Below are 12,702 nucleotides of genomic sequence, written 5' to 3'. Positions count from 1 at the left end.
CGGGCCCGGTGGGTCACCGCCAGCGGCTGACCTCGACGTTCTCCAGGACACCGAGGGCGTCCGGGACGAGGACCGCCGCGGAGTAGTAGGCCGTCACGAGATAGGAGATGATCGCCTGCTCGTCGATGCCCATGAAGCGGACGGACAGGCTGGGCTCGATCTCGTCGGGGATGCCCGTCTGCTGGAGGCCGATGACGCCCTGCTCGGCCTCGCCGGTCCTCATGCAGATGATCGACGTGGTGCGGGCGTCGCTGACCGGGATCTTGTTGGAGGGGAAGATCGGCACACCGCGCCAGGCCGGCACATGGTGGCCGCCGATGTCGACACTCTCCGGCACCAGCCCGCGCTTGTTGCACTCGCGGCCGAAGGCGGCGATGGCGCGCGGGTGGGCGAGGAAGAGCTTGGAGCCGCGGCGGCGCGAGAGCAGCTCGTCCATGTCGTCGGGGCTGGGCACCCCGTCGTGCGGCTGGAGCCGCTGGCCGTAGTCGCAGTTGTTGAGCAGGCCGAACTCGCGGTTGTTGATGAGCTCGTGCTCCTGGCGCTCGCGCAGCGCCTCGACCGTGAGCCGCAACTGCTGCTCGGTCTGGTTCATCGGCTGGTTGTAGAGGTCCGCGACGCGGCTGTGGACCTTCAGGACGGTCTGGGCGACGCTCAGTTCGTACTCGCGGGGCGCGGCGTCGTAGTCCACGTACGTGTGCGGGACGACGGCTTCGCCGACATGGCCGGCGGAGAGGTCGATCTCCGCCTCGCCGTACTTGTTGGTGCGCTGCTGCGGGAGGGACAGCAGCCCGGCGAGATGGTCGCGCAGCGGGTCGGACCGCTCGGCGAGGTTGAGCACGTCCGCACGCCGGAGCGTCAGGACCGTGCAGGCGGTGACCGCGCGGGCGGTGTACTCCCAGACGGCGTCGCCCTCGATGAGGGAGTGGTCCCCGAAGTAGGCCCCGTCCGCGTGGACGCCGAGCACCGTCTCGTCCCCGTAGGGGCCGGTGCCGACCTTCTCGACCTTGCCGTGCGCCAGCAGGTAGACCCGGTCCGCCGCCTCGCCCGCCGTGGCCAGGAGCTGCCCGGCGGGGATCTCGCGCTGTTCACACCTTCTGGCCAGCTCGGCGAGCGCCTCCTCGTCCCCGAAGTCCCTCAGGGCCGGCAGCTCGCCCAGCTCGGCGGGAATGACGGCGACCCGGTCCCCGGTCTGCACGAACGTCACCCGGCCGTCCCCGACCGAGTAGCTCAGCCGGCGGTTCACCCGGTACGTACCGCCCTGCACCTGGACCCACGGCAGCATCTTCAGGAGCCACCGCGAGGTGATCTCCTGCATCTGCGGAGCGGACTTGGTGGTCGTCGCGAGGTTCCGCGCGGCCGCCGTGCCGAGACTCTGCTGCGGCGGCACCTGCGCGTTCTGAACCTCTTCACCAACGGACATCTGTCGTCCTCTCGATTTCTCGGCTGACCTGCGGGAAGAACACTTCCAGCACGAGGACGGGGCACGCCATTACACAAAAGAGTGTGACTAATCGGTCTTTGGGCGGGGCACAACGCTGCGCGATGGCCCGGCCGGGCTTTAATTTGTATCCGGAATGCCAATTAACCTAGCCTGGCCGTCATGCGGCTCACCCGATTCACCGACGTGGCACTGCGCGTCCTGATGCGCCTCGCCGTCGTGAAGCACGAGGACCCGCCGACCACCCGCGAGGTGGCGGCGGTCATGCGGGTGCCGTACTCGCACGCCGCCAAGGTCGTGGCCCGCCTCCAGCACCTCGGGTTGGTCGAGGCACGACGGGGCCGCGGCGGCGGGCTCACCCTCACCGAGGCCGGGCGCACCGCCTCGGTCGGCGGGCTCGTCCGTGAGCTGGAGGAGCCCGGGGACGTCGTCGACTGCGAGGGCTCCACCCCCTGCCCGCTGCGGGCGGCCTGCCGGCTGCGCGGGGCGCTGCGCGAGGCCCAGGAGGCGTTCTACGCCTCGCTGGACCCGCTGACCGTCGCGGAGCTCACCGCCACACCCACCGGCCCCCTGCTGATCGGCCTCAGCAGCGGCCCTCCGCCCTTGGACTGACCCCCCGCCGCACCGGGCCGCCGGGCCGGTTCCTACACTGCCCTTAAATACGCATCTCAGATGCCAATTCAAAATCCGAGGAGTCACCGATGCTCTCCGAGTCGTCGACCGCCACCGTCCGCGCCACCCTCCCCGCCGTCGGCGCGGCCATCGGGGACATCGCCGATCTCTTCTACCGCAAGCTGTTCGACGCCCACCCGGAGCTGCTGCGCGACCTGTTCAACCGCGGCAACCAGGCCTCCGGCACCCAGCGCCGGGCGCTCGCCGGCTCCATCGCCGCGTTCGCGACCCAACTGGTCGAGCAGCCCGGCACCCGCCCGGACGTGATGCTGAGCCGGATCGCGCACAAGCACGCCTCGCTCGGTGTCGCCCCGGCCCAGTACGAGGTCGTCCACACCCACCTGTTCGCCGCGATCGCCGAGGTCCTGGGCGACGCGGTGACCCCCGAGGTCGCCGCCGCCTGGGACGAGGTCTACTGGCTGATGGCCAATGCCCTGATCGCCATCGAGGAGCGGCTGTACGCGGAGCAGGGCGTCGTCGCCGGTGACGTCTGGCGCGAGTGGGAGGTGGTCTCGCGCACCGAGGAGACCGACGACGTCGCCCGGTTCCGCATCCGCCCCGCCGACGGCTCGCCGGCCCCCGCCTTCCGGCCCGGCCAGTACGTCTCCGTGCAGGTCGAACTCCCGGACGGCGCCCGTCAGATACGCCAGTACAGCCTGACCTGCGCCCCCGGCTCGGCGCTCCGCTCGATCACGGTCAAGCGGGTGCACGGCGGCGACGCCCCCGACGGCGAGGTCTCCCGCCACCTGCACGCCCACGTCCGCTCCGGTGACCGGCTCCGGGTCTCCGCCCCGTACGGCGACCTCGTGCTGAAGTCCGAGGACGCCCCGCTGCTCCTCGCCTCCGCGGGCATCGGCTGCACCCCGGTCCTGTCGATGCTGGAGTACCTCGCCGAGGCGGGGCACCGCGCCCCGGTCACCGTCGTGCACGGCGACCGCTCCCCCGCCGACCACGCGCTGCGCGCCGACCACACGGCGCTCACCGCCAAGCTCGCCGACGCGGTGGCCCACTTCTGGTACGAGAACCCGGCGGACGGCCACCCCGCCGACCGCACCGGGCTCGTCGACCTGAGCGGTCTCGTCATCCCCTCGGGCACCCACGCCTACCTCTGCGGCCCGCTGCCCTTCATGCGGTCGGTCCGCACCCAGCTCCTCGCCAAGGGTGTCCCGGCCTCCGACATCCACTACGAGGTGTTCGGCCCGGACCTGTGGCTCGCCTCCTGACCCGGACGTGCGCCGCGAGTTGACCGAATCGGCTCGCACAGCATCCGAACAGGGCCCCGCGGTCGCCCCGCGACCGGTCCGGGGCCCTTCCGGCCGGGTAGAACCGCTCTAACCCGCACAAAAGGAGCCGGCCATGTCCTCACCCATGTCCGCGAGCGCGTTCCTCGCCGCCCTCAAGAAGGAAGGGCTCACCGTCGTCGAGGTCGGCGACTGGCGCAGCCGCAACCGGAACCACAAGGGCCCCTGGGGCCCGGTCAACGGGGTGATGATCCACCACTCCGTCACCAAGGGGACCGACGCCACCGTGAAGATGTGCCGCGACGGCCACCCCGACCTGCCGGGACCGCTGTGCCACGGCGTCATCGCCAAGGACGGCCGGGTCCACCTGGTCGGCTACGGCAGGACCAACCACGCGGGCATGGGCGACGACGACGTCCTGCGCGCCGTCGTCGCGGAGAAGAAGCGTCTGCCGCACGACAACGAGGCCAACACCGACGGCAACCGGCATTTCTACGGCTTCGAGTGCGAGAACCTCGGCGACGGCGAGGATCCCTGGCCCGACGCCCAGCTCGAAGCCATCGAGAAGGTCTCGGCGGCCATCTGCCGGCACCACGGCTGGACCGCCCGTTCGGTCATCGGGCACCGTGAGTGGCAGCCCGGCAAGGTGGACCCGAAGGGCTTCTCGATGAACGACATGCGCGACCGCATCCACGACCGCCTCAAATGAGCCCCGGGCGGCGCCCGCCACCACAATGGGGGGCATGTCCGCCCCGCCCCCCGCAGCCCGGCTGCGCCCGCTGCTCCCGTCGCCCGTGCGGCAGGCCGATGACGAGCGCTTCGCCCGGCACGGTGTGACGCTGCTGCTCAAGCGCGACGACCTGATCCACCCGGACCTGCCGGGCAACAAATGGCGCAAACTCGCGCCCAATCTGGCGGCCGCCGCCGGGCGCCCCGTGCTGACCTTCGGCGGCGCGTACTCCAACCATCTGCGCGCCACCGCCGCCGCGGGACGGCTCCTCGGATTCCGCACCATCGGCGTCGTACGCGGCGACGAGCTGGCCCACCGGCCCCTCAACCCCTCGCTCGCCCGGTGCGCGGCCGACGGGATGCGGCTGCACTTCGTGGACCGCGCGACGTACCGCGCCAAGACCGACCCGGCGGTCCTGGCCGGGCTGCTGGAGCCGTACGGGGACTGCGTGGTCGTCCCGGAGGGCGGCAGCAACGCCCTCGCGGCCCGGGGCTGCGCCGCGCTCGGACACGAACTGCGGGGTGTGGCCGACGTGGCGGCGGTGGCCTGCGGCACCGGCGGGACCCTGGCCGGGCTCGCCGCCGGACTCGCACCCGGGCAGCGCGCCCTCGGCATCCCGGTCCTGCGCGGCGGCTTCCTGGGCGACGCGGTGCGGGAGCTCCAGCGGGAGGCGTTCGGCGGCCCGGCCGGCGACTGGTGGCTGGACGAGCGGTTCCACTTCGGCGGCTACGCCCGTACGACACCCGCCCTGCACGCGTTCGCAAGGGATTTCGAGGACCGCCACGGACTGCCCGTGGAGCGACTGTATGTGGCCAAAATGCTGCACGCGCTCACCGCGCTGGCCGAGGAGGGCGCCTTCCCTCCCGGGTCCACGGTCGCGGCCGTGATCACCGGTCGCCCCGACGAGCCGGACGCCGGCGTCTAGGACGGCTCCTCCCGGTAGGCCGCCGCCTCCTCCAGGTCCAGGCGGCGCAGCAGGGTCCGCATCATCTCGTCGTCGATCCGGCGCGCGTCCCGCAGCCGTACGAAGACCTCGCGCTCGGTCTCGATCATGTCGCCGGCCAGCCGCCGGTAGGTGTCGTCCGCCGACTCGCCGGTGATGGGGTTGGCCGCGCCGAGCCGTTCCCACACGGCGTTGCGGCGGCGTTCCAGCACGGTGCGCAGCCGGTCGGCCAGCGGTTCGGGCAGCCTGTTGCGCTCATCGGTGAGCAGGTCGTCCAGGCGGGCCTCGGCGGCCGTGGACGCCTCGTTCTGGGCCTGCGCCTCGGCAAGGGTCTCGGCCTGGCGGTCCCGGCCCGGCAGCTTCAGCACCCGCACCAGGACCGGCAGGGTGAGCCCCTGGACGACCAGGGTGCCGATGACGGTGGTGAACGTCAGGAAGAGCACCAGGTTGCGGGCCGGGAAGGCCGTGCCGTCGGCCGTGACGAGCGGGACGGAGAAGGCGATGGCGAGCGAGACGACCCCGCGCATCCCGGCCCAGCCCACGATCAGCGGCGAGGTCCAGTCCGTGCCGGGTTCCCGTTCCCTGATGCGCCGCGACAGCCACCGGGGCAGGTAGGTGGCCGGGTAGACCCAGACGAAGCGCACCACGACCACGGCCAGGAAGACCAGCACCGCGTACCCGAGGGCCTCCGTCACGGAGTACGTGCCGAGCCCCTTGAGCACGAACGGCAGCTGGAGGCCGATCAGGGCGAACACGGCGGACTCCAGGACGAAGGCGACCATCTTCCAGACGGCGGCCTCCTGGAGCCGGGTGGCGAAGTCGACCTGCCAGGAGCGGTGGCCCAGGTAGAGCGCGACGACGACCACGGCGAGCACCCCGGAGGCGTGCACGCGCTCGGCCGCCGCGTACGCCACGAACGGGATCAGGAGCGACAGGGTGTTCTGGAGCAGCGGCTCCTTCAGGTGCGTGCGCAGCCAGTGCAGCGGGACCATGAGCAGCAGACCGACCCCGACACCGCCGACCGAGGCCAGCAGGAACTCCCCCGCTCCCGCGCCCCAGCTGATGCCCTCGCCCACGGCGGCGGCGAGCGCCACCTTGTAGGCGGTGATCGCGGTGGCGTCGTTCACCAGGGACTCGCCCTGCAGGATCGTTGTGACGCGCGCGGGCAGCCCCACCCGGCGGGCGATGGCCGCGGCGGTGACGGCGTCCGGCGGGGCGATCACGGCCCCGAGCACCAGCGCGGCGGTCAGCGGCAGATCGGGCACCAGCAGATACGCCAGCCAGCCCACCGCGACCGTCGCGAACAGCACGTACCCGACCGACAGCAGCGCCACGGGCCGCAGGTTGGCCCGCAGATCGAGGTAGGAGCTGTCCACGGCGGCCGTGTAGAGCAGGGGCGGCAGCAGCAGCGGGAGCACGATGTGCGCGTCCAGGGTGTACGTCGGCACGCCCGGCACGTACGAGGCGATCAGCCCGGCGGCGACCAGCAGAAGAGGGGCGGGAACCGGCGTGCGGCGGGCGAGTCCCGCCGTCGCGGCGCTGCCCGCGACCAGCGCCACCAGGGGCAATGCGTCCATCTCATGATCCTCGCATCCGTCGTAACCTGGCCATCATGAGTGTGTGCCCGCATGTACCGGACCTGCCGCGCCCCGAGCCCGCGCCCCTCGGTGAGACCTGCCCCGAGTGTCTGGCGGCCGGCACCCACCCCGTGCAGCTGCGGCTGTGCCTGAGCTGCGGACACGTCGGCTGCTGCGATTCGTCGCCCGGACGGCACGCGACGGGGCACTTCGAGCAGACCGGCCACCCGGTGATGCGGAGCTTCGAACCGGGCGAGAACTGGCGTTGGTGCTTTGTCGACGGTTCGATCGTCTGACGCACGGGTACGTCAAACCGGCGCCTGTTGTTCGCAATTGAGCAACGCAGACCCCTAGCCACTGTGTGTACGCATGGGCCTACCATGAGTGACAGCCACGGGAAGGGGTTCCGGCGACACGGCATCATGGATCGCGATAGCGTCGCCGGACCGAGAACCGAAGACGTACCGCATGGCTCCGGGCGTTCTTCCCGGAACCTCGAATGAGTTTGTGCCACCTTGGAGGTGAGGGTGTCCCAGATCGCAGGCGAGCCCGGGAATCAGGACTTCGTAGAGGTCCGGCTGCCCGCTGCGGGTGCCTACCTGTCGGTGCTGCGCACGGCCACGGCCGGTCTCGCAGCACGCTTGGACTTCACTCTCGACGAGATCGAGGATCTTCGCATCGCGGTCGACGAGGCCTGCGCGATCCTGCTCCAGCAGGCCGTGCCCGGCTCTGTCCTCAGCTGCGTGTTCCGTCTCATCGACGATTCACTCGAGGTGACGGTCGCGGCCCCGACCACGGACGGCCGCGCCCCGGAGCGCGACACCTTCGCCTGGACGGTGCTCTCCGCACTGGCCGGGAAGGTCGACTCCTCGGTCGCCGACGACCGTACGGTCAGCATCAGCCTGTACAAACAGCGCGGCGCGGGACCCGGGCCGGCGTGAGCAACGGGAACGGGGACGGTCCTGTGCGGGACGAGACGATCCGACCAGGGGTGGTGCGTGCGGCAGGCATCCCGGAACAGCAGGCCCTGCCTCATCCGGTGGACGGGGCCGACCTGCCCCGTGCGGTGGACGGGGTGGACGGGCCCGCCGGCATTACGGTCGCGGTGGAGCAGTCGCAGGCGGAGCGGGCAGGCCAAATGAGCGAGCACGGGCACCACGATCCAAACGACCGCAGCGGGGCGCGGGCGTTGTTCATCGAGCTGGGCAAGCTCCCCGACGGTTCGCCGGAGCGGGCGGAGCTGCGCAACCGGCTGGTGCGGATGCATCTGCCCCTGGTGGAGCACCTGGCGCGCCGCTTCCGCAACCGCGGGGAGCCGCTGGACGACCTGACCCAGGTCGCCACGATCGGGCTGATCAAGTCCGTCGACCGGTTCGACCCGGAGCGGGGCGTCGAGTTCTCGACCTACGCGACGCCCACGGTCGTCGGGGAGATCAAGCGGCACTTCCGCGACAAGGGCTGGGCGGTACGGGTGCCGCGCCGCCTCCAGGAGCTGCGGCTCTCGCTGACCTCGGCGACGGCGGAGCTCTCCCAGCTGCACGGCCGGTCGCCCACGGTGCACGAGCTGGCGGAGCGGCTGGGGATCTCCGAGGAGGAGGTCCTGGAGGGCCTGGAGTCGGCCAACGCGTACAGCACGCTCTCGCTGGACGTGCCGGACACGGACGACGAGTCGCCGGCCGTGGCGGACACGCTGGGCTCCGAGGACGAGGCGCTGGAGGGCGTCGAGTACCGGGAGTCGCTGAAGCCGCTCCTGGAGGACCTGCCGCCACGAGAGAAGCGGATCCTGCTGCTCCGGTTCTTCGGGAACATGACCCAGTCGCAGATCGCGCAGGAGGTCGGCATCTCGCAGATGCACGTCTCGCGGCTGCTGGCCCGCACGCTGGCGCAGCTGCGCGAGCGGCTGCTCGTCGAGGAGTAGGCACGGCGGTACGCGAGAGGCCGCCGGGGATGTCCCCGGCGGCCTCTTCGTGCGTCGGCGGGAGTCAGCCGTCGGTGGTGTCCGCGTCCGCCGCCGCGCCCGGCCTGCGGATACCGAGGGCCTCGATGGTGGCGGGCCTGACCAGCTGGTAGAGCGCGGTCAGCGCCACCGCGGCGAGCACGATCCCGGCCGGGATCAGGAAGCCGTGGGAGCGCAGCAGCGTCCACGCCACCGGCAGCGCGATGATCTGCGTGATGAGCGCCGGTCCCCGGCTCCAGCTGCGGCGGCGCAGCAGCCCGCGCGCGGCGAAGAGCGGGATCAGGCCGAGCGCGATCACCGTCAGACCCCCCATCTCGGCCTGCTCGGGGCTGTCGGGGCGGCCCAGCAGCCCCATCACCAGCATGGCGATCCCGCCGACGACGAGGGTGACGCCTTCGAGGGCGTTCAGCCCGGCCACCAGCGTGATCCTGGCGGGCTTCGCCGGCTCGGCCGAGGGGGCCGGCGAGGGCGCGTTCTGCTGAGTACTCACCCCAGCAGGTTGGCATCCCGGCCCCGGGAAGGGAAAGCCGGGGTCACCGCACCGCCGCCCCGCTCGCGGGCCGTCACCGAGCGTGAGGGGCGGCGGGCAGGACTTCAGCCCTTTACCCCGCGGTAGGTAGGCTGGCAGTCATGCGCGCACTTCTTGTGGTCAATCCAGCCGCCACCACCACCAGTGCGCGGACCCGTGACGTGCTCATCCACGCGCTGGCCAGCGAGATGAAGCTGGAGGCCGTCACCACGGAGTACCGCGGGCACGCCCGCGACCTGGCGCGGCGGGCCGCCGACAGCGACGACATCGATCTCGTGGTGGCGCTGGGCGGCGACGGCACGGTCAACGAGGTCGTCAACGGCCTGCTGCACCGGGGCCCGGATCTGGACAGCCTGCCGAAGCTGGCCGTGGTGCCCGGCGGTTCCACCAACGTCTTCGCGCGCGCCCTGGGTCTGCCCAACGACGCGGTGGAGGCGACCGGCGCCATCCTGGACGCGCTGGCGAACCGGACCGAGCGCACGGTGGGCCTGGGCCTCGCGGCCGGGACGCCGGGCACGGAGGACGAGGCGGTCCCGGAGCGCTGGTTCACCTTCTGCGCCGGCCTCGGATTCGACGCGGGCGTGGTCGGCCGGGTCGAACAGCAGCGGGAGCGAGGCAAACGTTCGACCCATGCCCTGTACGTGCGCCAGGTGCTCCGGCAGTTCCTGGACGAGCCGCACCGGAGGCAGGGTGTGATAACGCTCGACGTGCCGGGCGAGGAGCCGGTCACCGACCTCGCGCTCTCCATAATCTGCAACACCTCCCCCTGGACATACCTGGGGAACCGGCCGGTGTACGCGGCCCCCAAGGCCTCCTTCGACACCGCCCTCGACGTGCTGGGCCTGCGGAAACTCTCCACGGCGGCGGTCGGGCGGTATGCCACCCAGCTGCTCACGTCGAGTCCGGAGAAGGGTCCACGGGGCAAGCACGCGGTTTCACGGCACGACCTCACGGACTTCACCTTGCATTCAAAGGTCCCGCTGCCCTTCCAGATGGACGGTGACCACCTCGGGGTGCGTACGAGTGTGACGTTCACAGGCGTACGCCGTGCACTGCGTGTGATTGTGTGAGTGGAAGGGACCAAAGTCCTTTAACTCGAACGTTTGGACTGGCCTCCACCCTCTAGAAGTACGGCTGTGACCTAGCCGACACCGAGGAATCAAAAAAAACTTTCCAGAAGGGGTTGTATCCGCCGCCGAGGTTTGCGAATCTCTACATGGCGATCGGGACGGCCCGCAACAACGGCCTCCACTGAGAGCCAGAACCCCTCCTCACTTCACAGGACCACAACCAGTTCATCTGGGAGTCGGCCCGACACCTGCGGGGGGATTCGTGAAAGCGTTCACATTCACAAGCCACAGTACGTAATACCAAGGAGAGGTAGCAGCCATGGACTGGCGTCACAACGCCGTTTGTCGTGAGGAAGACCCGGAGCTGTTCTTCCCCATCGGCAACACCGGTCCTGCGCTGCTGCAGATCGAGGAAGCCAAGGCCGTCTGCCGCCGCTGCCCCGTCATGGAGCAGTGCCTGCAGTGGGCGCTCGAGTCCGGCCAGGACTCCGGCGTCTGGGGTGGCCTCAGCGAGGACGAGCGCCGCGCAATGAAGCGCCGCGCCGCTCGCAACCGGGCGCGCAACGCCAGCGCCTGACCGACGCCACCGCTACGAACCTCAGCCAGGCGGCGCGTACAGAGCGTACGCATCACCCCGCCCCCCGAGTCGCAGCGCGCAGTACCCCCGAAGCGCATGCTTGACCAGAGAGCCCGGACCGTTCACCCACGGTCCGGGCTCTCTGCTGTGTACGGGCCCCGCTACTTCTCGTTGCGGACCGGGATGTCGAGGACGACCTGTGTGCCGCGCTCGGGTGCCGGCACCATGCCGAACGTGCCGCCCAGCTCTCCCTCCACCAGGGTGCGGACGATCTGGAGGCCCAGATTGCCGGCCTTCTGCGGGTCGAAGCCCTCCGGCAGACCGCAGCCGTCGTCCTGGACCGTGATGAGCAGCCGCCCCTCGGCGGGCGAGCCGCCCCGGACGGCGGAGACCTCGACCGTGCCCGACTCGGCCACGGAGAACGCGTGTTCCAGGGCGTTCTGCAGGACCTCGGTGAGGACCATCGAGAGCGGGGTGGCCACCTCGGCGTCGAGCACGCCGAAACGTCCCGTGCGGCGGCAGGTGACCTTGCCCGGCGAGATCTCGGCGACCATGGCGATCACGCGGTCCGCGATGTCGTCGAACTCCACCCGCTCGTCCAGGTTCTGGGACAGCGTCTCATGCACGATGGCGATCGAACCGACGCGCCGTACCGCCTCGTTGAGCGCCTCGCGGCCCTGCGGGGAGTCCATCCGGCGGGCCTGGAGCCGCAACAGGGCGGCGACCGTCTGGAGGTTGTTCTTCACCCGGTGGTGGATCTCCCGGATGGTGGCGTCCTTGGTGATCAACTCACGCTCGCGGCGGCGCAGTTCGGTCACGTCGCGCAGGAGGACCAGGGAGCCGATGCGGACGCCCTTGGGCTTGAGCGGGATCGCGCGCAGCTGGATCACCCCGCCCGCACACTCGACCTCGAACTCACGGGGCGCGTAGCCGCTGGCCAGTTTGACCAGGGCCTCGTCCACCGGGCCCCGGGACGGGGCGAGTTCGGCGGTGATCTGGCCGAGGTGCTGGCCGACGAGGTCCGAGGCCAGGCCGAGCCGGTGGTAGGCGGAGAGGCCGTTGGGGCTGGCGTACTGGACGACGCCGTCGGCGTCGAGCCGGACCAAGCCGTCGCCGACGCGCGGGGACGCGTCCATGTCGACCTGCTGGCCCGGGAAGGGGAAGGACCCGGCGGCGATCATCTGGGCCAGGTCGGATGCGGACTGGAGGTAGGTCAGCTCCAGCCGGGACGGGGTGCGGACGGTGAGGAGGTTGGTGTTGCGCGCGATGACGCCGAGCACCCGGCCCTCCCTTCGCACGGGGATCGACTCGACCCGTACGGGGACCTCCTCGCGCCACTCCGGGTCGCCCTCGCGCACGATCCGGCCCTCGTCCAGGGCGGCGTCCAGCAGCGGGCGCCGGCCGCGCGGCACCAGATGGCCGACCATGTCGTCCTGGTACGAGGTGGGGCCGGTGTTGGGCCGCATCTGGGCGACGGAGACATAGCGGGTGCCGTCGCGGGTGGGGACCCACAGTACGAGGTCGGCGAAGGAGAGGTCGGAGAGCAACTGCCACTCCGAGACCAGCAGGTGGAGCCACTCGAGGTCGGTGTCGCTCAGAGCGGTGTGCTGGCGTACGAGGTCGTTCATGGAGGGCACGTGTGCGAGCGTACCTGTGGATGCGTGCCGGTCCGAACCGGAAGCGCTGCCCGTACGTGCAGTGAAGAAGGGCCGACATTGGCGCGCCCCATGGATGGACAGGGACTAATGGTCTAGTCCACAATGCTTGATGTAGGAGCCTCCGCTCTCCCCGCACAGGAGGGCGGACGAGGTACCCGCGCTCTCTGCCCTGACTGCGCAGGTGCCTCTCCCCGGCCGGGGGCACCGCACACCGCCGGCCGAGCCGGCCGCCCGCGAGGGCGGCCCTACTCCGGGCTGCGGTGCTGGTCGGGCTGAGGGTCCCGGCCCGGCGCCGCGGCCCGCGGGTTTT

At 71.1% G+C, this 12,702-nt stretch carries 13 protein-coding genes; 9 read left to right on the top strand and 4 right to left on the bottom strand.

From position 1 onward, the window contains the following. Positions 1-13: 13 nt before the first annotated feature. Positions 14-1,420 (bottom strand): family 2B encapsulin nanocompartment shell protein, encoded by a 1,407-nt coding sequence (locus EAO73_RS08775; RefSeq protein WP_147970827.1) that lies wholly within the window; start codon positions 1,418-1,420, stop codon positions 14-16. Positions 1,421-1,600: 180 nt separating this feature from the next. On the opposite strand from EAO73_RS08775, the gene EAO73_RS08770 reads away from it, so the two are divergent. From EAO73_RS08770 to EAO73_RS08755, 4 genes are all read left to right on the top strand, one after another. Further along, positions 1,601-2,050, top strand: coding sequence for an RrF2 family transcriptional regulator (locus EAO73_RS08770; protein WP_147970826.1), 450 nt, complete (start codon positions 1,601-1,603; stop codon positions 2,048-2,050). 89 nt (positions 2,051-2,139) lie between these two features. Then, positions 2,140-3,333, top strand: coding sequence for a globin domain-containing protein (locus EAO73_RS08765; RefSeq protein ID WP_147970825.1), 1,194 nt, complete (start codon positions 2,140-2,142; stop codon positions 3,331-3,333). 133 nt (positions 3,334-3,466) lie between these two features. After that, on the top strand, positions 3,467-4,060 hold the full coding sequence (locus EAO73_RS08760) for an N-acetylmuramoyl-L-alanine amidase (protein WP_147970824.1): 594 nt from the start codon (positions 3,467-3,469) through the stop codon (positions 4,058-4,060). A 34-nt stretch (positions 4,061-4,094) separates the two neighbouring features. Continuing rightward, on the top strand, positions 4,095-5,006 hold the full coding sequence (locus EAO73_RS08755; protein ID WP_147970823.1) for a 1-aminocyclopropane-1-carboxylate deaminase/D-cysteine desulfhydrase: 912 nt from the start codon (positions 4,095-4,097) through the stop codon (positions 5,004-5,006). On the opposite strand, the gene EAO73_RS08750 is transcribed toward EAO73_RS08755, so the two are convergent. After that, entirely contained in the window at positions 5,003-6,601 is a 1,599-nt protein-coding gene (locus tag EAO73_RS08750; protein WP_147970822.1) for a Na+/H+ antiporter, read from the bottom strand. The two genes, EAO73_RS08755 and EAO73_RS08750, sit on opposite strands and share 4 nt — an antisense overlap. 35 nt (positions 6,602-6,636) lie before the next feature. Between EAO73_RS08750 and EAO73_RS08745 the strand changes: the two genes are divergently transcribed. From EAO73_RS08745 to EAO73_RS08735, 3 genes are all read left to right on the top strand, one after another. Then, the gene (locus EAO73_RS08745) at positions 6,637-6,897 is read left to right on the top strand and encodes a UBP-type zinc finger domain-containing protein (RefSeq protein WP_147970821.1); all 261 of its coding nucleotides are present in this window, start codon (positions 6,637-6,639) and stop codon (positions 6,895-6,897) included. A 231-nt stretch (positions 6,898-7,128) separates the two neighbouring features. Further along, positions 7,129-7,542 carry an anti-sigma regulatory factor gene (locus EAO73_RS08740; protein WP_018105584.1) on the top strand — a complete coding sequence of 138 codons (414 nt, stop codon included), beginning with the start codon at positions 7,129-7,131 and terminating at the stop codon, positions 7,540-7,542. After that, entirely contained in the window at positions 7,539-8,519 is a 981-nt protein-coding gene (locus EAO73_RS08735; RefSeq protein ID WP_412074569.1) for an RNA polymerase sigma factor SigF, read from the top strand. The genes EAO73_RS08740 and EAO73_RS08735 overlap by 4 nt, the downstream gene beginning before the upstream one ends. A gap of 64 nt (positions 8,520-8,583) precedes the next feature. Here the strand turns inward: EAO73_RS08735 and EAO73_RS08730 are convergent, their stop codons facing one another. Beyond that, complete coding sequence (locus EAO73_RS08730) at positions 8,584-8,976, bottom strand: hypothetical protein (protein ID WP_147971468.1); 393 nt, start codon at positions 8,974-8,976, stop codon at positions 8,584-8,586. 212 nt (positions 8,977-9,188) lie between these two features. On the opposite strand from EAO73_RS08730, the gene EAO73_RS08725 reads away from it, so the two are divergent. Together EAO73_RS08725 and EAO73_RS08720 are read left to right on the top strand one after the other, a co-directional pair. After that, positions 9,189-10,157 carry a diacylglycerol/lipid kinase family protein gene (locus EAO73_RS08725; RefSeq protein ID WP_147970820.1) on the top strand — a complete coding sequence of 323 codons (969 nt, stop codon included), beginning with the start codon at positions 9,189-9,191 and terminating at the stop codon, positions 10,155-10,157. 319 nt (positions 10,158-10,476) lie between these two features. Then, a complete protein-coding gene (locus EAO73_RS08720) occupies positions 10,477-10,734 on the top strand; it encodes a WhiB family transcriptional regulator (protein ID WP_003953983.1) in 258 nt (85 codons plus the stop codon). 161 nt (positions 10,735-10,895) lie between these two features. Here EAO73_RS08720 and EAO73_RS08715 read toward each other — a convergent pair whose 3' ends face one another. Further along, positions 10,896-12,362: a sensor histidine kinase gene (locus tag EAO73_RS08715; protein ID WP_093706357.1), complete on the bottom strand. Its 1,467-nt coding sequence runs from the start codon at positions 12,360-12,362 to the stop codon at positions 10,896-10,898. Positions 12,363-12,702 lie beyond the last annotated feature (340 nt).

The sequence above is a fragment of the Streptomyces sp. col6 genome (assembly GCF_008042035.1).
Lineage (GTDB): Bacteria > Actinomycetota > Actinomycetes > Streptomycetales > Streptomycetaceae > Streptomyces.
The sequence above is the reverse complement of the archived record's forward strand: the minus strand, read 5'-3'. Positions and strand labels throughout refer to the sequence as shown.

Bases quoted from the DNA above. Each gene is read 5' to 3' on its own strand.
- EAO73_RS08775 (WP_147970827.1), bottom strand. From the start codon at position 1,420: ATGTCCGTTGGTGAAGAGGTTCAGAACGCGCAGGTGCCGCCGCAGCAG.
- EAO73_RS08770 (WP_147970826.1), top strand. From the start codon at position 1,601: ATGCGGCTCACCCGATTCACCGACGTGGCACTGCGCGTCCTGATGCGC.
- EAO73_RS08765 (WP_147970825.1), top strand. From the start codon at position 2,140: ATGCTCTCCGAGTCGTCGACCGCCACCGTCCGCGCCACCCTCCCCGCC.
- EAO73_RS08760 (WP_147970824.1), top strand. From the start codon at position 3,467: ATGTCCTCACCCATGTCCGCGAGCGCGTTCCTCGCCGCCCTCAAGAAG.
- EAO73_RS08755 (WP_147970823.1), top strand. From the start codon at position 4,095: ATGTCCGCCCCGCCCCCCGCAGCCCGGCTGCGCCCGCTGCTCCCGTCG.
- EAO73_RS08750 (WP_147970822.1), bottom strand. From the start codon at position 6,601: ATGGACGCATTGCCCCTGGTGGCGCTGGTCGCGGGCAGCGCCGCGACG.
- EAO73_RS08745 (WP_147970821.1), top strand. From the start codon at position 6,637: ATGAGTGTGTGCCCGCATGTACCGGACCTGCCGCGCCCCGAGCCCGCG.
- EAO73_RS08725 (WP_147970820.1), top strand. From the start codon at position 9,189: ATGCGCGCACTTCTTGTGGTCAATCCAGCCGCCACCACCACCAGTGCG.
- EAO73_RS08720 (WP_003953983.1), top strand. From the start codon at position 10,477: ATGGACTGGCGTCACAACGCCGTTTGTCGTGAGGAAGACCCGGAGCTG.
- EAO73_RS08715 (WP_093706357.1), bottom strand. From the start codon at position 12,362: ATGAACGACCTCGTACGCCAGCACACCGCTCTGAGCGACACCGACCTC.